The following is a 19,300-nucleotide window of genomic DNA, read 5'->3' as shown; positions in this document are numbered from 1 at the left end:
TGGCATAGCATGCGTTTATTTTAACAAGAATTGATATTATTTTTGCATATTACTGCCAATAGCGTTCTATTTTCGCATTTTTGCAATAATGGTTATTGCCAGAGCATTAAAATAACGGTTGCCGATGCCTCGTTCTTACCCGATCCCGTTCTGCCGCAAGGCCCGGCCTGCCGCCATCAGCGCAGGGATGTCCGGTATTGCTCCCAGCCCGGTAATGCCACCTGTATCCGTTACCTGTTTTATCAAGTCAACAATATTCATCTTTATGCGTCCATCTTCTTCCGTTGTAAAACGTCTGTGCTACTTCATGATCGTGCTGCTTTTAGGCTCCTGTGCCGCAAAAAACGGAAAGCCAAGAATACTGGTATTTAGCAAAACTGCCGGCTTTCACCACGAATCCATTGCAGATGGGAATACGGCCATTCAAAAGCTGGGCGTAACCAATGATTTCGATGTGGACACAACAACGGATGCCAGGATCTTTACGGACGACAGTTTAAAAAAGTATGCCGCCGTTATTTTTCTCAGCACCACCGGGGATGTGCTTAACTACCGGCAGGAAGCCGCTTTTGAACGATATATACAGGCAGGAGGCGGTTATATGGGCATTCATGCGGCCACCGATTGCGAACCGGACTGGGGCTGGTATGGAAGGTTAGCAGGCGCCTACTTCCAGGATCACCCGGGCATTACCGACAGCTTTCCCAATGTGCAGCCAGGCGTACTGCTGGTAACCGACAGTACCCAAATGGCTACCCGGCACCTGCCACGGCAATGGAAAAAAACCGATGAGTTTTACAACTTTAAGAAGATGAGCAAAGACGTAAAAGTGATCCTGACCGTTGATGAAAAAAGCTACCAGGGTGGTAAGAACGGCAACCCGCACCCTATTGCCTGGTACCACAAATTTGACGGAGGCCGGGCCTTTTATACCGAGCTGGGGCATACCCCGGAGTCTTTCTCGGATACATTATACCTGCAGCATATCTTAGGCGGCATTCAATATGCCATCGGTGCTAATAAGAAGCCGGATTATTCAAAGGCAGCCACGCAAATGCCGCCTGACGAAGACCGGTTCTCAAAAGAGCAGTTATCACAGGGCACTTTTTTTGAACCCACAGAAATGACGATCCTGCCCAACTTTGACGTGCTGGTGATACAACGGCGGGGAGAGATCATGTTGTACAAGAACGCTACCCAAAAAGTAAGACAGGTTGGTTTTTTAAATGTTTACTACAAAACGGATGTGCCCGGTGTTAACGCAGAGGAAGGTATGCTTGGACTGCAAAAGGATCCGGACTTTGCCAAAAACAACTGGGTATATATCTATTACAGCCCCGCAGACAGCGCTGTGAACAGGCTTTCCCGGTTCACTTTTAAAAATGACACGCTCGATGCGGCTACTGAAAAAGTGATCCTCGAAGTAAAATCCCAAAGAGATATCTGTTGTCATACCGGCGGTTCCATTGCATTTGGTCCGGATGGACTGCTTTATGTTTCATCAGGCGATAATGCGACGCCTTTTGATGAGCCGGGTGTACGGTTCGTGAATAACGGCTACAGCCCAATGAATGATATACCGGGTCACCAGCAATACGATGCCGGAAGATCCAGCGGCAATACCAACGACCTCCGCGGAAAGATCCTCCGCATAAAGATAAACCCCGATGGCAGCTATGAAATTCCGGACGGCAATCTTTTTCCCAAAGGCACGGAAAAGACAAGACCCGAAATCTATGTAATGGGCAACCGGAATCCATACCGTATTTCTGTGGACCAGAAAACCGGCTATTTATATTGGGGCGAAGTGGGGCCGGATGCCAGTTCAGACAATTTTAAAGAACGCGGACCCCGTGGCTATGATGAAATAAACCAGGCGCGCAAGGCCGGCTATTTTGGATGGCCGCTGTTTGTGGGTAATAATTACGCCTACCGGCAGTATGATTACAGTACCGGTAAAAGCGGGGACAATTTTGACCCGGAGCATCCCGTTAACGCTTCGAGAAACAACACGGGGCTAACCATGTTACCACCAGCCCAGCCTGCATTTATCTGGTATCCCTATGCAGCCTCTCCCGATTTTCCGCAGGTAGGATCGGGCGGAAGGAATGCTATGGCTGGCCCTGTATATTACACCGATATGTTTCCCCGGGAAACCAGGTTACCGGATTATTACAACGGCAAGCTCATCATTTATGACTGGATCCGCGGATGGATGAAGGCGGTCACCATGCTGCCCAATGGCGATTTTGACAAGATGGAACCTTTCGCCAGTGCCGTAAAAGTGAACTCGCTGATCGATATGGAAGTAGGGCCCGATGGCAGGCTATACCTGCTCGAATACGGATCGGGCTGGTTTTCCAAAAACCCGGATGCCGGCCTGGCCAGGATCAATTTCAACGGCGGCAACAGAGCCCCGGCCATTCAATCCGTTACGGTGAATAAAACAACCGGCATACTGCCTTTTGCCGTTAACGTATCTGTAAAGGCCAAAGACCCGGATAACGACAAAATAACGTATACCTGGATCATGGGAGATGGCACCCGTAAAGAAACCGACACAGCCGGACTAACATATACTTATGCCAAAGCAGGCGACTTTAAAATAACGGTTGAAGTAAAAGATGATAAAGGCGCCGTTACCAAAAGCGATGCGGTAAGTATCTATGCGGGCAATGAAACACCGGTGGTAAACATCACCATTACCGGCGGAAACCGGTCTTTTTACATACCCGGTGTGCCGCTGCACTATAAAATAACGGCAACCGATCCAAAAGATACCGCAGCTTTTGACCCGGCCAGCCTCTTTGTATCCGCTGATTTCACTGAAGGGTTCGACAAAGCCGGTGCCTCCATGGGACATCAGCAGGGGCAGGCAGGTGTCAGCGGAAAAAACATCATGTTGTCGCTGGATTGCAAAGCCTGTCATAAGGAAACTGAAAAATCAGTAGGCCCCTCATTTGAACAGGTAGCGAAAAAATACAGCAAGGACCCCGGCGCCGTAAACTACCTTACAGAAAAAATAATAAACGGCGGCAGCGGCGTATGGGGCGAAACGGCCATGTCTGCCCACCCCACCCTTACAGAAGATGACGTTCACCAGATCGTTACCTGGATATTATCATTAAGCGACCGGAGCACCGTAAAAAAATCATTGCCTGCTTCGGGCACTATTGTGCCGCCGGCAGATACAAAGCCTAACCGCGTGCTCGTTCTATCTGCCAGCTATTCCGATAAAGGCGGCAATCAGATCAAATCGCTTACCGGCACCAGTACCCTTTTATTAAAAAGCAATACCCGGTCATTGCGCGACGCCGAAAAAACGGGAAAAGGAGGGCTGGCATTAAAGCAGATTGACCTGACAGGTGTACGCTCCCTCAATATAGCCTGCATCCAGCAGGAAGTTCGGGGAAAAACACCGGTCCTTGAAGTGCGGCTGGATGCCGCCGACGGGGTATTGTTAGGCCGCAAGCCCGTACCGGCAGTCGCAAAAGACCCGAAAGAGGCCATTATGCATATTCCCGTTAAAGAAATAACGGATGGTCAGTTTCACACCCTGTACTTTATTTACAGAACGGAGGATAAGATCCATAGCAGTATAAAGTGGGTGCAGTTTAATAGCAAATAAGCAGGCAGCTTCTTATATATGATGATCAGTCTTTATCACCCCGCCCCCGTGCCGGCGCGACAGTATCTTTAAAAGATTTTTGATAGCCCCCTTTTTTGAGATATGAAAATTGAGCACCGGGATCAGCATCAGGCTGTCCATCATCAACCCGCAAACCGCTCCGGCGACCGGTAAGAAGTGTAATACTCCAAAATGGATGACATCCTCTGAATCGCTGCGCTGATCCCCGCAAAAAACGGAGCAACGTTAAACCTTAAACCACAAACGCCCCGCCCCGTGCCGCAAACTGCTGCTTTAGCTGTTCATACCGGACCGCGTCGATCGGTAGTGTGGCCTGTTCTGCAATCGCCGCTTTCAATCCCAGTTCCAGGGCATCCAGCGCCGTAAAATAAACACAGAAATCGGCGGCCAGTCCGCATACATGTACCTCCGTTATCCCCTTGCCCTTCAGGTAATCGCCCATGCCAGTCGCTTTTAAATGTCCATTATCATAAAAGCCGCTGTAACTGTCAATTTCCGGGGCCATCCCTTTACGGAAGATGGCTTCGATCCTGCGCTGATCCAGGTCCGGATGTAATTCCGCACCATGCATTTCCTGCACACAATGATCCGGCCACAGGGTTTGTGTCCCTTCCTTCCATTCAATGACATCAAAAGCCTTTTTTCCCGGATGTTGCGTTGCAAAACTCTTATGATCTGCCGGATGCCAGTCCTGGGTGGCTACAACCAGTGCATACCCCTGCTGCAGCCGGTTGATCACCGGGATCAGGTCATGTCCCCCGGCCACGGGCAAAGCACCGCCCGGTAAAAAATCATACTGCATATCTACAATGATCAGGCTTTTCATAATGTGCTGTTTCAGGAAAGATAGGTTATAGCATTGAGATCTGAGAATGGAGATCTGAACATTGAGAAGCCGGAAGTCTTCAGCAGTTAGTTTTCAGCCATTTCTATCAAGCTTCCGGGCCCCATAAACAACCGGCCTGATAAACAATAGATTGGCAATCAACCAGGGCCCTGTTCATTTTTCACCAAAAACTTTTCGCTATCCGCTTCTCGCTAAAAACTTCTCACTAAAAATCATCAAACCTCTCACTAAAAACTTCTCACTAAAAAACTTTTCACTATTCCCCCCCTCCCAAAAAAAACTGTCAATCGTTCGTTACGGATCCTGTTTTTTTCCCCATAGTGTGTTCCGTACGCAAACGATTCGTTAACTTGCAGCCACAAAATCAAATTTTAAAAATTTATTTCAATTTTTTCCAATGAGTTACATTTCAGAGGTATTTGCAAGGCAAATCTTAGACAGTCGTGGTAATCCTACTATCGAAGTGGATGTGCTAACAGACGAAGGAGCCCTGGGTCGCGCCGCGGTTCCGAGCGGAGCCAGCACCGGGATCCATGAAGCCGTAGAACTGCGCGACGGCGACAAGAAAAAATATCTGGGAAAAGGAACATTAAAAGCGGTTAAAAACGTTAATAATACCATTGCACCGGCATTACTGGGCTATGATGTAGCCGACCAAACCGGCATCGACCAGCTGATGATCGAGCTGGATGGTACGCCTAATAAAGGAAAATTAGGCGCCAACGCTTTGCTGGCCGTTAGTATGGCTGCCGCAAAAGCAGCTGCAGAAGAAGCCGGCCTGCCCCTGTACCGTTATGTGGGGGGCACTAATGCAAAAACACTCCCTATCCCCATGATGAACATCCTGAACGGTGGTGCGCATGCGGATAATAAAATTGATTTTCAAGAGTTTATGGTAATGCCCATCGGTGCTTCTACCTTCAGCGAAGGACTGCGCTGGGGCGTTGAAATTTTTCATGCGCTCAAATCTGTATTGAAGAAAAAAGGCTTCAGCACCAACGTGGGCGATGAAGGCGGTTTTGCTCCAAACATCCAAAGCAACGAAGAAGCCATCGAAACCGTGCTGGCCGCTATCAATGCTGCAGGCTACAAAGCCGGTTCTCAGATCGTAATCGCCATGGACGCTGCCAACAGCGAACTTTGGGATGCCAAAAAGAAAAAATACGTATTCCATAAAAGCAGCGGCAAAGCCGTAAGCAGCGACGAGCTGGTAAAATTCTGGGAAAGCTGGGTAAAACAATACCCCATTGCAAGCATTGAAGATGGTATGGCCGAGGACGACTGGAAAGGCTGGGCTGCACTGACACAAGCCGTTGGCGACAAATGTCAGCTGGTGGGTGATGATCTTTTTGTTACCAATGTAACCCGTCTGCAGCAGGGAATCGACAAAAGCATTGCCAATGGGTTGCTGGTGAAGGTAAACCAGATCGGTACCATTACCGAAACCATCAACGCCGTAACACTGGCACAGCACAATGGGTACAATACCATTATGAGCCACAGAAGCGGTGAAACAGAAGATGTTACCATTGCCGACCTGGCCGTTGCATTGAACTGCGGACAGATCAAGACCGGATCTGCAAGCCGTACCGACCGGATCGCAAAATACAACCAACTGATCCGCATCGAAGAACAATTGGGCGAAAGCGCGGTTTATCCGAAAGGAACCATTAAATTTGGTAAGAAATAATAATTAGGTCGGCTTGGGTGCTAATGGCAGCTTTCTTGCGTCGCACACTTCAACTGCGGGGTAAAATCAGCAGGCTTCCATCAGCACGTTTTCAAATTTTCAAATTATCACATTAGTCCTGTATGGAAGAATTTGTTGACTTTGTCCCTGAAAAAGAGCCTGCACAGGAAACCGTTCCGCAGCGGCCGCGCAAAGCATTGAGCAAAATTTCGCGGTTCCTGACCAATAAATTTTTACTGGCTACAGTAGGCTTCTTAGCCATCATGCTGTTCCTGGATAAAAATGACCTGTTCTCCATCATTGAACGCAGCAAGGAGCTTCATGACCTGGAGCTGAGCAAAGATCATTACAACAAAGAACTGATCGGGCTGCACAAGATCAAAAACGATCTGGAAACAGATCCGGCGACCATCGAAAAGCTGGCGCGCGAAAAGTACCTGATGAAACGAAGCAATGAAGACATCTTCCTTACAGAAGATCAGACCAAATTAAAACAGGCAGAATAAACAAACGATCGGATCAGATACGCACCCGGGGTCAGTGGTTTACGCCAGGACCCCGGGTGTTTTTTGCTGGTACGAATATCAGCGGATAGATACCTTTTTACCGGAAATAACTGTTAACGAATCCCTTACCCGGGCGGTGTCCGCTGCGGGCGTGCTCAGCTTCATAATGATGGCGTATCGCAGGGAATCCACTTTCTCCAGCTCAACCGGCCATTCAATCCGTTTCAGCTGGTTATAGCGCTTTGAAGCACGGGGCTCCTTTGTAATTTCCAGCACATAGGTTACCACTCCCGGCGTTGCAGTAGCAGCAGTGCCGGGGTTAACGGCATTGCCTCCCTGCCGGGTAGCAGTATCAGCCGGAGCGGTATCCGCAGCACCGGGATGCCCGGCCGTTTCATTTGCAGGAGCCGGTATCCCCGGTTCGCTGGTCTTTGAATAAAACCAGATGGTTGCCGCGATGGCAATTACCGCCAGCACAATAATGATGATCGCCGGTTTTTTTGATTTGCCGGTGCCCGGCTTTTCCTCGATGTAGCTTTGTGGGATCGTATTCCGTTCCGTGATCGGAACATCTTTTTTCCTGGGCGGAAGCGGCGTTGTATTGGGCACAAAATCATACGAGCCGTCTGCTTTTTTCAGAAGGGTGCCCATGCCCGCAAATAAGTACGGCTTACCGGTATTTAAAAACCGGATCGCATCTTCCAGCTGCGAATGCAAATCGGAGATCGCCAGTACTTTCATCTTCCCGGTTTCGGAGGAGATGTAATCGACCACAGCCTCATCAAATCCGTCTACGGGCTTTTGTTCAAACTTGACTGTAGGAGGATACTCCGGATCTTCGCTGTTTTCAGCATAAAAAATCCCCAGCCCCGGCAAGCTTAACTGCTTATGGGCGAACAGGTATTGGGCTAATAATGACGCTAGTTTCACAAACAATTAATTGAACTGCAATATATGCAACATTTGTTACACTTACAAAACTGCTTGTTTTTCATTTACCTTTGAACGATCATGTACACAAAAGAAGAAGAAGCTTTTATAAAATATTGGGAGGCGAACCGGCTAAAGAAAAAAAGGTCGGTCAAGAACCTCCTGATCGGCACCCCATTCGGGATCCTGCTCATGATCGGCACTTTTATCAATTTTTTCAGCGGCTGGTATAAAAAAGCAGCCATGCAGGCCAATGCAGATCCATCTCTTTTTTTAATTTTGCTCATTGCCGGTATCATTATTGTTGCGTTTATTGCCGTCTTTTCGTCTTATCACAGGTGGGATATCAATGAGAATCATTATAAATCGTTGCTGGCTCGGAAAAACAAGAAGTAATTATTTGATTATCAATATTTATTAATTTAGTATTAAATTGAAAGAATGAAAAAAACGTTATTAATACCCGTAACTGCCGTTGTTGCCGCTGTAACGATGTTTGCCGCCTGTGTGAAAAACGATGGCCCTTCCTGTGTACCCTATACATTGGAGCAGGACAAACACATCATTGATTCTTTTATCAATGCCAATTCATTGGAAAGCGTCATTACTTACAGTGCGGAATCAAGCTGGTATGAAGGTACTATGGATCCCGGCGCAGGAAGCATGCCCAAGGCCGATTCCATCATAAGTTTTAAATATTCCATATCCCTGATGGATGGCACCGTTATTTTTGCATCCGACACGATCAAGCAAAATGACGACGGATCTCCAATTAAATTAAGCAATATAAAAGATCCTTTAAATTCAGTTTTTGCTGAGCTTCAAAAGGGCGGAAAATACAGATACATTTATCCCTCTTCGGTGTATTTCTCCTGTGCTCCGCAAACCATTAACGGAAAAACCGTACCCGGATCCTCCGAACTGATCTACGATTATACGCTTACAGAAGTAAAAGCGCCGGCTGCTAATTAATCCGGAGCAGGATATGAAAGGAACAATCCTTGTTCTCTTTTTCATGGCGGGCCTGGCTGCCGGATGCTCAAAACCCGAAGACCGGTCCGCCTGTACCAATAGCCTGACCCTGGGTCAGGACCGGCATATCATTGACTCCTTCCTGCAAAAGAACGGAGATGCAGCATTATATACGTTCGACCCGCAGGCATCCGTCTATTTCTATATCGAACATCCCGGAACCGGCACCACAAAGCCAACCATCGACTCGCTGGTTTCCTTCCGGTATAGCGGCAGGCTGATGAATGGCACCATTGTGGATTCCCTTACCGTAAAACAGCCGCCTACAGCTCCGCTGAGGAGCTTCAGCGAAGGCGTTTATGTTACCTACGCCCTCAGTAAAATATCAAAAGGAGGAAAGATCCGGCTGGTCATTCCTTCTTCTTCCCAGTTCGGTTGTCTGGAAATGACAGGAGTAAATCCTGTACCGGCCAACTCCCAGCTGGTTTATGAATATGAGCTCACGGATATGATCCCCAGCTATTAAAATCATCATTAATTAATATTAAAATCCTGTATGAAACAATGGTTTGGCCTGGCACTGATCGTAAGTACGGTAATGATCAGTTGCATGAAAAACGAAGACGTAAAACCCTGCACCCCCCAAACGGTAGAAAGTGAAAAAGCAGGAATGACAAAATTTGCGACTGACAGTTCTATAATTATCACAACCGATCCAAGCGGGATCATGTACCAGGTGATCGAAGAGGGCACCGGCAACACTCCTTCGGCCAACAGCAACGTAACGGCTAAATATGTAGGCAGGTTTTTAAATGGAAAGGGATTTGACTCCTCCTACGTCAGGGACCCGAATGGAACTGCCTTCCCTTTAAATGGAGTTATTGCCGGATGGCAGATAGGCATTCCTAAAATTAAAGAGGGAGGAAAAATCAAACTCATCATTCCTTCATCACTGGCCTATGGATGTGATCCCCGGTACGGACAAATGGCTAATCAGCCGCTGTACTTTTACGTAGAACTGATAAAAGTGCAGTAATGACGCATACAATATTAAATGTACCACTCATACAACCCTGGTTAGCCTGGGTTTTTGGTTTAAAAGACATACAAATGAGGGATATTAAGAACCGGCCACTTCAGAATCCGGCCATTTATGTAAATTCGTCCCGGAAGGGATAAAACGATTTCCTGAATCATGAACTCATCATTAATGAATAAGAAAATATGCGCCGGCCTTGCGGTGATCCTTGGCCTGGCAATAATTGGCTGTATCAAAGATGAGACCACGACCGCCTGTGAACCCAAACCCGCTGTCAGCGACACAGCACAAATGAAAAAATACATAAGGGACAGCTCCATCACGGCAGATAGCAATAATACCAGCTGGCTGATGTGGCAGATCATGGATGAAGGTACCGGGGCCATACCCGATCCCGGCAGCCAGGTAACCGTAAAATATATCGGCCGGTTTCTTACCGGTGTAGCATTCGACTCCAGTTATGCGCAGAAGCCGGAAGGAGCTGTTTTCCGGTTAGATAAGGTCATACCCGGCTGGTACCTCGGGCTTTCCAAAATAAAGGAAGGCGGCAGGATCAAATTGTTGCTCCCCTCATCACTGGCTTATGGCTGCGATCCCCGGTATGGCGTGCTTACCAACCAACCACTGTTTTTCGACATCGAATTAATAAAGGTGGAAAACTAACGCCCCAAAAATCAATATTGCAAGTAAGTATGGTTTTCTGAAAGGAAGCACTCGCTCCGTATCGGGAAGACGCCGAAAGCAATGAACATTCCTTTCCGGTTTAATGGCTGTAGTATTAAAAAATGACCGCTTCAGACAGATCCGTCCAATGGCCTGATATCTTCCGACGAATTTCAATGACGGCTTTGTTGTAATTTCGAAGATTAAAGATTGAGATATGCAGTACGAACCGATTTCGGTTTTTGATATGTTGAAGATCGGCATAGGCCCTTCCAGTTCCCATACACTCGGCCCCTGGCGGGCAGCAGAACGCTTCCTGGGATATCTGAAACAACAGCAATACCTGAACAAGGTTGTGACCCTACAGGTGCTGCTCTATGGTTCGCTGGCCAAGACCGGCGTAGGGCACGGCACCGGCATTGCCATACAGCTGGGACTTTGTGGCTACGATCCGGTAACCTTCGATGTGGAGCAGATTGACCCCACCATTGCAACCATACGGGAGGCAAAAAGCCTGCTGCTGGACGGGAGCCGGCGCATTCCCTTTGACCCCCAAACGGCGATTGAGTTCCTGTTTACCGAAACCCTGCCCTATCACTCCAACGGGCTGACGTTCCTGGCCACACTCAGCGACGGCGGAAACATTGCCAGGACCTATTATTCCATTGGTGGAGGCTTTGTAAAGGAAGAAGGAGAAGACACCCTTTTAAACAACAATGTACTGCTTTCCTTTCCCATCGACGATGCGGACGACCTCTTGCGCTGGAGCATCAAAACAGGACTCTCCATCAGCGAAATCGTTGCAGAGAACGAACTCGCCTGGCGCAACGAAAAGGAAACGAGTGAAGGGCTGATGCAGATATGGAATACCATGCGCGACTGTATCTACCGGGGCTGTCATAAAACCGGTATGCTGCCCGGCGGTTTAAATGTAAGAAGGCGGGCCGCCGCACTCAACAAAAAGCTGCTCGGTAATATAAGCTATGCCAACTACGATGAATGGATCCGCCTGATCCGGAACAGCGGCAGCAGTTTCCGTAATACCCTGGATTGGGTCAGCTGTTTTGCGCTGGCGGTAAACGAAGAAAACGCATCTTTTGGCCGTGTGGTAACCGCGCCTACGAACGGATCCGCCGGCGTGATACCTGCCGTACTGCACTACTTTATCATTTTCTGCCCAGAGCCCGGACAGGAAGAGAATAGCGGGGAACGGATCCGGAGATTTTTAATGACAGCGGCAGAGATCGGCAGCATTTTTAAAAAAGAATCAACCATCTCCGCGGCAATGGGCGGCTGCCAGGCAGAGATCGGTGTGTCTTCTTCTATGGCAGCGGCCGCACTAACAGAAGGACTGGGTGGTTCGCAAAAACAAGCCATGATGGCTGCAGAGATTGCCATGGAGCACCATCTTGGCATGACCTGCGATCCTATTGGCGGGTTGGTGCAGGTGCCCTGTATTGAACGGAATACCATGGGAGCCGTCAAAGCCATTACCGCCTCTCAGCTGGCCTTGCAAAGTACACCTGATTTTGCAAGGGTTTCGCTGGACGAAGTGATCAAAACCATGTGGGACACAGCCCAGGATATGAACTTTAAATACAAAGAAACCGCAGACGGCGGGCTGGCAGTAAATGTACCCCTGAGCTTGCCGGAATGCTGAGAGAGATAAGGAGTAGTTCCAGGTTTGAGGTTTAAAACCCGCCTGCTCCGGCAGGTTTCACGTTAGATCTGTTTTGTTACTCGATGCGCTTTCTAGGTTTAAATGATAAGTTCCAACATTAGATCTGGTTTTATACATAATGTCGGCTTTCATTTTCACATCTCCCCATTTTCAAATTGCCAAATTATTTCCAGGTTCCAGTTAACGTTAGATTTCGTATCGTTCCGGAAGGTCCATTGACTATTGTCTCTGGCCTGATCCGTTTAATACCTGACGCACATTTCCACATTCTCAAATTTTCAAATTATCCTTCGAACCCCAAGTCCTCAGTCAGACCGTTTCCGTCAGCAGCGGCGGTCGCCAGTGCATCACACCGGTTGTTGTAAGGATTGTCTGCATGCCCCTTGACCCATACAAAACGAACCTGGAATTGTTTTGCAAGCTGATAATACTGCATCCACAGATCTTTATTTTTCTTGCCACCCTTAAAATCCGTTCTCACCCAGTTATTCAGCCATCCTTTTGTAACCGCATTCACCACATATTGGCTGTCGGAATAAACAGTAACCGGCAGCGCAGCAGTCTTTAGCGCCCGGATACCCTCAATTACAGCCATCAATTCCATGCGGTTGTTGGTGGTACGTTTAAATCCCGCAGAAAGCTCCTTTATATGTTTCCCATACATCAGTACAACACCATATCCCCCCGGGCCGGGGTTGCCACGGGAAGCGCCGTCTGTATAAATAATAACCCCCCTGGATTGCATAGCGGACAAAGATAATGGTTGCCGCCTAATAATCGGTTTATGGATTTTTACAGTCCTGTACTCTCATTTTACAAAACAACTCTTTCGCCAGCTATTATGAAAATCCTTATCCATCTTGCAATCTGTTACAGTGTGATTTTATCTTATATCCCCGGCTGCGGGTCTGCAGCCCGGCCATCCCCGTCTGCAGTCAATGATCCGGACCAGGCTGCAGATTATATTCCCCGCTCCGTTTCGGGTATCTTCCTGCCGGAAGGATACAAACGCAGTGCATTGCCGGCTTCCGCCTTTGGATACTACCTGCAGAACCTGAAACTAAAAAAAGATAAAACGGTCTATCTGTTCAATGGGGCCAAAAAGCCCAATCAGCAGGCGCAATATGCGGTACTGGATATGAGTGTAGGGGCCAGGGATCTTCAGCAATGTGCAGATGCCTTGATGCGCCTGCGGGCCGAATATTTATTTTCAGAAAAGCAATTCGGACAGATCCGGTTCCCTGCGGGAGATGGCACCTTGATCTCCTACAACGATTGGCTAAAAGGATGGCGGTATAAGCTTTCCGGAAACAAGCTGATCCGGGTGCCGGGCAAGCCGGTACCCTGCACCCGCGAGTCGCTGTTAAAATACCTGGAAACCGTTTTTACTTATTGCGGAACCTCCACGTTACCCGCGTCTCTTTATAAAAAACCCATAATGGAAATGCAGCCCGGCGACGTATTGTTAAAACCGGGCGCGCCCGGTCATGCCGTGATCGTTATGCGTATGGCAGAAAATGAAAACGGGGAAAAAATATACCTCCTGGCACAAAGCTATATGCCCGCTCAGGACATACACCTTCTTAAAAACCCGGCGGGCAGCCGGAGCACGCCCTGGTATGTTTTGGGTAATGACCAGCATATCCAGACCCCGGAATGGACCTTCTATACCGACCAGCTGTACGGCTGGAAATAGAAAGTACAGCACACATTATTCTTCCTGCCTCAAAAGCCGCTTGTCTACATGCAGATGCCGGGTATAAAGTATCTTTACTTTTTTGAACTCGGGGTGCACTGGATTCAGCAAATAGTTATACTCTTCCGGCATTACAGCAGAAGGCACTTTGAGGGCAAGGAATTTTTTTTGTTTCACAAACCGGTCGCCGATACTCCTTAACGGATCAGGGGGTGGATTCACAAACCAGCTTTCAGGAAGCTGTTCGGGTTGCCACTCCATTATGCTGCCCTCCGGCATTTCCAGGCCAATAATGCAAAGATCCAGCTTTATAACTGTGGTAATGTGCACCACACTTTCCAGCAGGGCCAGGGAAGGCGAGGCCGCCGTGTATAAAATATACGTGCCTTTATTATGCCAGCGGCCCGGAAAACGCGAGGCACCGGTACCCGTCAGATCATCGATATAATTGCATTTGCTGATACGGTATATTCTCATATTTGGTGTTTGGTGAAGATCAGGGTCGTAGTATGCGGCTGGTCATGTTTCAATCAGCAACCGGCGGCAGATGGCTTACGCAAATATACCCTGCTCAATACGCCCCAGTTCATCCATAAGAAGCTCAATGCCCATAGAAGTATCCAGGAAGGTCATGGGCTTTTGAGCGCCCAGGGCATCTACTGGTGTTGTCATCCAGGTTTTAAAAGCATCCAGGCCGTCAAAAACATCCGTCCCCCTTGCATAAAGCCGGGCCAGCTCTATAATACGCTCTGATTGTTCTGCACTTAATTTCTGGGCCGGGGTGTACCGGCGTAAGGTTCTGTCTGAAGTATGTATGATACCGGCCATTTCTACATCGGATATTCCCATAACGCCGGCCAGATGATCCAGGGCTTTCTTGGGAAGCCCTTCGCGGATGCGGTCGATAAAATCCATTGCATTCTGAACGGCTTTAAAAGCGTGTTCATCCTTCAGCCCCATGAGCGTAAGGGAAACGCTTACATTGCTTGAACGGGTTTGATACACTGCGGCCGGCTCTTCGAGAAGGTTGTCCGGGCGATGTTCTTTCTGATATTTTTTTTTGGTGGGTTTCACGCTTTGCTTATTTGACACAAATTTACGGTCATTTGTCCGGTTTTTGAATTTTTTTTCTTCCACCATGAAATTAATGCCCCCGTGATGAGTTCTTAGCCAAAATGAACTTAATTTGGCGCAACAAAACCTGGTTAACGAAAGAACGATCATGAGCCAACTGCTAAAAATCACCACCCTACTTCATGGACTGCTACTATTTTTTATCCCTGCTCCCGGCCAAACAGGTCCACCACAAAAAACACATTTCCGCCTCTCGCTCGCTGCCCTGCAATCAACCGAAAGCTTCAGGTGGTCTATCGCCGGTAACGAACAGGGTACTGGTCCAAACATCTTATCGGAGCTCCGTTTTGCCGCACTGAAACGCACAGGGTTCCGGGTGGAGGGCCGTTACCGGCTGAATCGATACCTGGACCTGAGTGCTGCTGCCGGCCGGCAATACGGGTATTCCGGCGGAGTTACGGATGTTGATTATGCCGCAGACAACCGGAGCCGCCCAACGTCCTACCTCCGGCTCCAGAGTAAAAAGAATCCCACCTCCTGTTACCGGTTTCAGCTCCACTACAGAATAGCCCACACCCGGTCCGTATCTGTTTCCGCCGGTGGAGGCTATGCCATTTCTAAAGCCCGCTACCGGATGCAGGACCGTTCGCCCGCCTCGGTTAAAGGTCTCTACGATGCGCAATGGCAGGGGCCGGAATTCTGCCTGGAAGGATGGGTCCAATTAATGCAAAGCTGGCGGTTGCTGGCCGGTCTGGGTGGCCGGTACAACAAATACAAAGCGCAAGCCGATTGGATATATCGCTCCGATTTTAGTCATCCGCTCAGTTTCGTCCACCAGGCAAAAGGTTGGGGAATGAATGGGTCGCTCGGCTTAAATTATCAACTTACAACCAGGTTCGGTCTGCACCTCGGTGGATCAATGCAACAATGGGAAACAGGCCCCGGCAGTGACCTGCTGTTCATGGCCAATGGACAAATAACCCCAACGCGCATGAACGAATCCGTCAAAACACAATTGTGCATTGATTTGGGCGGCGTATTTGATTTCTGGTGATCCTGCCAGGGGGTTTTCGGAACCATCTCAAACCGTCTGAATCGCCGGTACCGGACAAGTAAGGATCCAGGGTCTTACTGCCTGGATGTTTGTCCTTCCCAAAAGGCGTCCTCGCTCCATAAAAAAAACCGCCGGGAGGCGGTTTCGAAAAAACTTGATGCAGGAGTTACTTAAAAAATATAGCGGATACCCAGCTGCATGTTCCAGGTACTAACAAAATTATTGGCTTTGCTGTACAGGGCTTTACTGCCCGAAGGGTCAAATGTAAATTTTCCGGTGTTCCGATCTACCCCCACAATGCCCTGGTCAGAAAACCCGCCATAGTTATAAGAATACCTGTTTCCCCATCCATTGTTAAATACATTCAGCAGGTTCTGAATATCAACACTGATCTGGAAGGTATGTTTACGGCTGCCAATCGTCGGCTTGATGTCTTGCAGGAACCGCAGGTCCAGCTGGTTCACCCAGGGTAGCAATCCATCAAAACGCTCAACATAGGAGCCTTTGCGGTCCTTCAATTGCTTGTCGTTCTCAATAAAGGCCCAAAATGCATCAGCCTGTTCTGCCGGGGTATAGGTTGTGGAAACGTCATCTTTTTTAACGGTTAATGAAGTAAACTGCTGTTCGAGTCCATTTCTGGATTCGGGAACATAGAACAAGTCATTGGTGGCACCGTCCCCATTGATATCGCCACCGTACCGGTACAGGTAACGTTGCTGGGAAGCACCGGAATAAAACAAGGTAATGGTACTCGCCAGGTTTTGATTGGCATATTCAAATCTGTAAGATGCATAGGCGTTTACCCGATGAGGGATGTTGTATGCAGAGTACCCCAGTTCCGGAGCATTGGGGTTTGCAATGATCGCGTTTTGAGTCCAGGAGCTTTGTGAGCGGTCTCCGTTGTTGGGAGATATATCTTTTGCATTAGCATATGTATACGCCACAGAGGCCTGCCAGTTTTTAGAGAACCTCCGGGACAGCGCTGCAGTTAAAGCAAAGGATGATCCTTTGGAGGTATTGTCCATTACAAACACCTGTCCAACTTCGCTCGTGAAAGAGCTGTTATAGACATTCCGGTCATCGCCGCCAAAACCAGTACGTTGTCCTTTCACATCCCCCAGGTTGGCGTTGTAGTGATAAACAGCATTGATTGTTTTGGAAAAGATCCCTTCAACAGAGGCGGTGTATCCGTCGCCAAAGCTTTTATCAATAGCCAGGTTGCTTCTCCATACCTGCGGTATCTTAAAATCCGGGGAGGTCACACTATAATAAGCTCCCGGAATGATTCTGATTGTTGATGGCAGTGTTTGAGGAACATGCGCTGTCCTATTGGGATCAAACAGGTAATCATTCATGTTCGCATTGGAGGAACTGTATGTAGCAGTAGTGTTTAATACCCCGTTATCAGACGATTGGTTTACCAGCCACACAAACGGGATCCTTCCAGTAAAGATGCCGGTTCCGCCTCTAACCACCCAACTCCTGTCGTCTCCGGCAGTATAAGTAAAGCCTACACGGGGAGATACCAGCAATTTTGCCTTCGGCCAGATACCCACGTCTGCACGAAATTCCTGGCCGGAGGGGTCACGCAGTGGAATAGCGTATAAAGAATCATTAGACACTTTGTTGCCGGGATAGAACGGAAGATCAAAACGAACACCATAGGTGAGTTTCAGACGGTCGTTTACCGTATATACATCCTGCAGGTAGAAGCCCGCCTGACCAAACTTTGCTTGTGCTGCTTCTACTGCAGCCCGATCCGTATTGCTGTAAGTAATCGCAAAAACAGAGGGGGGATTATTGTCAAAAAAGTCCTGCATAGATGCATAGCGGTAATAACTCTGTCCACCGAAGTTTGCAAATGAGTTCTCAAAACTCATATAATCAAAGCTGATGCCCGCCAGGATGTTGTGCTGCCCCAGATTCCAGGTAAGGTTATCTGCAATGTTTACGGTATTATTCTTAACGTAGTTCTGGTAAGAATATATTTCAGAGCCAAAACTCATTAAAACATTGTTAGCATCTCTCATGATATCCACGAAAGGAAATTGAGATCCCGGCGTGGCACGAAAGTCGTGGATCTTTGTAAACGAAGCCAGGAACTGGTTGGAAACAGAACTATTAAACTTACTGTTAAGTTCCCCTACCAGAGAATACACGTTATTGTTCTGCGTATAGTTGGAATTAGAAAAGCTTAAGCCGCCGGATCTTCCTCCAACACGGCCGTTCGAAATGCGGGGGTTAGGGCCACTGCTTGTGTTGGTTAATACATCATCAGAAGTTTCAGATTGATTGTATCGTATGGAAAAGCGGTTGTTATCATTAATATTCCAGTCGATACGTCCCAGGAACTTGGTGTTTTTGGTATTAAAATCATAACCAGAGAATCCTCCCGGATCGTATCCGTATTTCGATTTCAGAAAATCGCTCATCTTCACCATGTCCGATTCCTGAACATTGGGGGTGGCATTAGGATTGCTACTTCCGTTTGAAGGAATCCAGTTTTGGCCGGGATTCACCTTCTTTTCATATTCACCGTTTACAAAGAAGAACAATTTGTTCTTGATGATGGGGCCGCCTACACTGGCACCAAAAATATTCGAAGAAGATTTCAGGATGGAAGGCAGTTCAAACCCATCCACTTTTTTGCCGTTAAAGCTCTGGTTTTTGTAGTAGTCATACACCGTTGCGTAAAACGCATTGGTACCACGGCGTGTAACTGCATTTACGCCCGCACCTGTAAAACCGGCCTGGCGTACATCATAAGGTGCCAGGTTTACCTGCACCTGATCGATTGCATCGATAGAAATTGGCTGGGATGCACCACCCGGAAGCGGGTTGGAGCCCAATCCAAAGTTGTTGTTAAATACAGAGCCGTCAACCGTGATGTTATTAAAACGATTACTCATTCCCAAAAAGCTGCCTCCGTTGGACTGCGGCGAGAGCTTCGTAACGTCCATCAGACTTCTGTTGATATTAGGAAGATTGGTAATCTGCGTTCTGGAAATATTGGTTGCAGCACCAATACGCTGGTTCCGCGCTGCGCCTGAAACGATTACTTCAGACAGCTGTCGAGCCGCAGTGCTCATGTTTACCGTAGCCTGATAGATGTCGCCGAGAGGAATAGAAATATCAGATAAGGTGTAGGTTTCATAGCCGACATTGGATACCTCAAGTGCATAAGGCCCGCCGGGGTTCATATTCTGGATATTAAATACACCTCCATTCTTTGTTATTGTACTATATACCGTCCCCGTTGGCGTATGAGTTAACACAACTGTTGCACCAACAAGGGCCTCCCCGTTCTGTCCTTTTACTGTCCCGGAAGCTCCGCTCGTTGTTACCTGCGCATGCAGAAAAGCCGTGGAGAGAAGCGCCACAGCGATGAATAGATAAATCTTCTTTAGCATAAAATTTGGGATTAAGTGATTTCAGGGGCAAAGAAACAGAATAAACTTTAACATTTCAGGCGCAAATATTAACAAATTGTAACCAATCC

General features: G+C 48.0%; 18 protein-coding genes. 11 read left to right on the top strand and 7 right to left on the bottom strand.

The window, feature by feature from the left end:
• Positions 1 to 135 precede the first annotated feature (135 nt).
• A complete protein-coding gene (locus B160_RS32390) occupies positions 136 to 261 on the bottom strand; it encodes a hypothetical protein (RefSeq protein WP_018628224.1) in 126 nt (41 codons plus the stop codon).
• A 4-nt stretch (positions 262 to 265) separates the two neighbouring features.
• Between B160_RS32390 and B160_RS0112310 the strand changes: the two genes are divergently transcribed.
• A complete protein-coding gene (locus tag B160_RS0112310) occupies positions 266 to 3,628 on the top strand; it encodes a ThuA domain-containing protein (protein WP_026309724.1) in 3,363 nt (1,120 codons plus the stop codon).
• 253 nt (positions 3,629 to 3,881) lie between these two features.
• Here the strand turns inward: B160_RS0112310 and pncA are convergent, their stop codons facing one another.
• Positions 3,882 to 4,475: a bifunctional nicotinamidase/pyrazinamidase gene (pncA, locus tag B160_RS0112300; RefSeq protein WP_018628221.1), complete on the bottom strand. Its 594-nt coding sequence runs from the start codon at positions 4,473 to 4,475 to the stop codon at positions 3,882 to 3,884.
• Between the two features lie 418 nt (positions 4,476 to 4,893).
• On the opposite strand from pncA, the gene eno reads away from it, so the two are divergent.
• Positions 4,894 to 6,186, top strand: a complete 1,293-nt coding sequence (eno, locus tag B160_RS0112295; protein ID WP_018628220.1) for a phosphopyruvate hydratase — start codon at positions 4,894 to 4,896, stop codon at positions 6,184 to 6,186.
• 122 nt (positions 6,187 to 6,308) lie between these two features.
• The gene (locus tag B160_RS28995) at positions 6,309 to 6,692 is read left to right on the top strand and encodes an FtsB family cell division protein (protein WP_018628219.1); all 384 of its coding nucleotides are present in this window, start codon (positions 6,309 to 6,311) and stop codon (positions 6,690 to 6,692) included.
• Between the two features lie 78 nt (positions 6,693 to 6,770).
• On the opposite strand, the gene B160_RS0112285 is transcribed toward B160_RS28995, so the two are convergent.
• Positions 6,771 to 7,622, bottom strand: coding sequence for a hypothetical protein (locus B160_RS0112285; RefSeq protein ID WP_157558033.1), 852 nt, complete (start codon positions 7,620 to 7,622; stop codon positions 6,771 to 6,773).
• Positions 7,623 to 7,703: 81 nt separating this feature from the next.
• Between B160_RS0112285 and B160_RS0112280 the strand changes: the two genes are divergently transcribed.
• The 6 genes from B160_RS0112280 (at position 7,704) to B160_RS0112250 (ending at position 11,956) form a co-directional block, all read left to right on the top strand.
• Complete coding sequence (locus B160_RS0112280) at positions 7,704 to 8,018, top strand: hypothetical protein (RefSeq protein WP_018628217.1); 315 nt, start codon at positions 7,704 to 7,706, stop codon at positions 8,016 to 8,018.
• Between the two features lie 45 nt (positions 8,019 to 8,063).
• A complete protein-coding gene (locus B160_RS0112275; RefSeq protein WP_018628216.1) occupies positions 8,064 to 8,594 on the top strand; it encodes an FKBP-type peptidyl-prolyl cis-trans isomerase in 531 nt (176 codons plus the stop codon).
• 13 nt (positions 8,595 to 8,607) lie between these two features.
• Positions 8,608 to 9,120, top strand: a complete 513-nt coding sequence (locus B160_RS30620) for an FKBP-type peptidyl-prolyl cis-trans isomerase (RefSeq protein ID WP_018628215.1) — start codon at positions 8,608 to 8,610, stop codon at positions 9,118 to 9,120.
• A gap of 30 nt (positions 9,121 to 9,150) precedes the next feature.
• Positions 9,151 to 9,630, top strand: a complete 480-nt coding sequence (locus tag B160_RS0112265) for an FKBP-type peptidyl-prolyl cis-trans isomerase (protein ID WP_018628214.1) — start codon at positions 9,151 to 9,153, stop codon at positions 9,628 to 9,630.
• Between the two features lie 159 nt (positions 9,631 to 9,789).
• The gene (locus tag B160_RS28985) at positions 9,790 to 10,296 is read left to right on the top strand and encodes an FKBP-type peptidyl-prolyl cis-trans isomerase (RefSeq protein ID WP_245562197.1); all 507 of its coding nucleotides are present in this window, start codon (positions 9,790 to 9,792) and stop codon (positions 10,294 to 10,296) included.
• Between the two features lie 217 nt (positions 10,297 to 10,513).
• Positions 10,514 to 11,956, top strand: coding sequence for an L-serine ammonia-lyase (locus B160_RS0112250; RefSeq protein WP_018628211.1), 1,443 nt, complete (start codon positions 10,514 to 10,516; stop codon positions 11,954 to 11,956).
• A gap of 304 nt (positions 11,957 to 12,260) precedes the next feature.
• Here the strand turns inward: B160_RS0112250 and rnhA are convergent, their stop codons facing one another.
• A complete protein-coding gene (rnhA, locus tag B160_RS0112245) occupies positions 12,261 to 12,722 on the bottom strand; it encodes a ribonuclease HI (RefSeq protein WP_040679811.1) in 462 nt (153 codons plus the stop codon).
• A 132-nt stretch (positions 12,723 to 12,854) separates the two neighbouring features.
• Between rnhA and B160_RS28980 the strand changes: the two genes are divergently transcribed.
• The gene (locus tag B160_RS28980) at positions 12,855 to 13,673 is read left to right on the top strand and encodes a DUF4846 domain-containing protein (protein ID WP_169540047.1); all 819 of its coding nucleotides are present in this window, start codon (positions 12,855 to 12,857) and stop codon (positions 13,671 to 13,673) included.
• Between the two features lie 15 nt (positions 13,674 to 13,688).
• Here the strand turns inward: B160_RS28980 and B160_RS0112235 are convergent, their stop codons facing one another.
• Together B160_RS0112235 and parS are read right to left on the bottom strand one after the other, a co-directional pair.
• The gene (locus B160_RS0112235; RefSeq protein WP_018628208.1) at positions 13,689 to 14,150 is read right to left on the bottom strand and encodes an RES family NAD+ phosphorylase; all 462 of its coding nucleotides are present in this window, start codon (positions 14,148 to 14,150) and stop codon (positions 13,689 to 13,691) included.
• 75 nt (positions 14,151 to 14,225) lie between these two features.
• Positions 14,226 to 14,747, bottom strand: coding sequence for a type II RES/Xre toxin-antitoxin system antitoxin (gene parS / locus B160_RS0112230; RefSeq protein ID WP_169540045.1), 522 nt, complete (start codon positions 14,745 to 14,747; stop codon positions 14,226 to 14,228).
• Between the two features lie 112 nt (positions 14,748 to 14,859).
• Here parS and B160_RS0112225 point away from each other — a divergent pair, with 112 nt between their 5' ends.
• The gene (locus tag B160_RS0112225; protein WP_040679810.1) at positions 14,860 to 15,801 is read left to right on the top strand and encodes a hypothetical protein; all 942 of its coding nucleotides are present in this window, start codon (positions 14,860 to 14,862) and stop codon (positions 15,799 to 15,801) included.
• Positions 15,802 to 15,971: 170 nt separating this feature from the next.
• Here B160_RS0112225 and B160_RS0112220 read toward each other — a convergent pair whose 3' ends face one another.
• Positions 15,972 to 19,211, bottom strand: a complete 3,240-nt coding sequence (locus tag B160_RS0112220) for a TonB-dependent receptor (RefSeq protein ID WP_018628205.1) — start codon at positions 19,209 to 19,211, stop codon at positions 15,972 to 15,974.
• Positions 19,212 to 19,300: the final 89 nt, after the last annotated feature.

Source organism: Niabella aurantiaca DSM 17617 (assembly GCF_000374125.1).
Lineage (GTDB): Bacteria > Bacteroidota > Bacteroidia > Chitinophagales > Chitinophagaceae > Niabella > Niabella aurantiaca.
The sequence above is the reverse complement of the archived record's forward strand: the minus strand, read 5'-3'. Positions and strand labels throughout refer to the sequence as shown.

What these genes read in the sequence shown, in the direction of transcription:
- B160_RS32390 (WP_018628224.1), bottom strand. Translation starts at nt 261, where the DNA reads ATGAATATTGTTGACTTGATAAAACAGGTAACGGATACAGGTGGCATT.
- B160_RS0112310 (WP_026309724.1), top strand. Translation starts at nt 266, where the DNA reads ATGCGTCCATCTTCTTCCGTTGTAAAACGTCTGTGCTACTTCATGATC.
- pncA (WP_018628221.1), bottom strand. Translation starts at nt 4,475, where the DNA reads ATGAAAAGCCTGATCATTGTAGATATGCAGTATGATTTTTTACCGGGC.
- eno (WP_018628220.1), top strand. Translation starts at nt 4,894, where the DNA reads ATGAGTTACATTTCAGAGGTATTTGCAAGGCAAATCTTAGACAGTCGT.
- B160_RS28995 (WP_018628219.1), top strand. Translation starts at nt 6,309, where the DNA reads ATGGAAGAATTTGTTGACTTTGTCCCTGAAAAAGAGCCTGCACAGGAA.
- B160_RS0112280 (WP_018628217.1), top strand. Translation starts at nt 7,704, where the DNA reads ATGTACACAAAAGAAGAAGAAGCTTTTATAAAATATTGGGAGGCGAAC.
- B160_RS0112275 (WP_018628216.1), top strand. Translation starts at nt 8,064, where the DNA reads ATGAAAAAAACGTTATTAATACCCGTAACTGCCGTTGTTGCCGCTGTA.
- B160_RS30620 (WP_018628215.1), top strand. Translation starts at nt 8,608, where the DNA reads ATGAAAGGAACAATCCTTGTTCTCTTTTTCATGGCGGGCCTGGCTGCC.
- B160_RS0112265 (WP_018628214.1), top strand. Translation starts at nt 9,151, where the DNA reads ATGAAACAATGGTTTGGCCTGGCACTGATCGTAAGTACGGTAATGATC.
- B160_RS28985 (WP_245562197.1), top strand. Translation starts at nt 9,790, where the DNA reads ATGAACTCATCATTAATGAATAAGAAAATATGCGCCGGCCTTGCGGTG.
- B160_RS0112250 (WP_018628211.1), top strand. Translation starts at nt 10,514, where the DNA reads ATGCAGTACGAACCGATTTCGGTTTTTGATATGTTGAAGATCGGCATA.
- rnhA (WP_040679811.1), bottom strand. Translation starts at nt 12,722, where the DNA reads ATGCAATCCAGGGGGGTTATTATTTATACAGACGGCGCTTCCCGTGGC.
- B160_RS0112235 (WP_018628208.1), bottom strand. Translation starts at nt 14,150, where the DNA reads ATGAGAATATACCGTATCAGCAAATGCAATTATATCGATGATCTGACG.
- B160_RS0112220 (WP_018628205.1), bottom strand. Translation starts at nt 19,211, where the DNA reads ATGCTAAAGAAGATTTATCTATTCATCGCTGTGGCGCTTCTCTCCACG.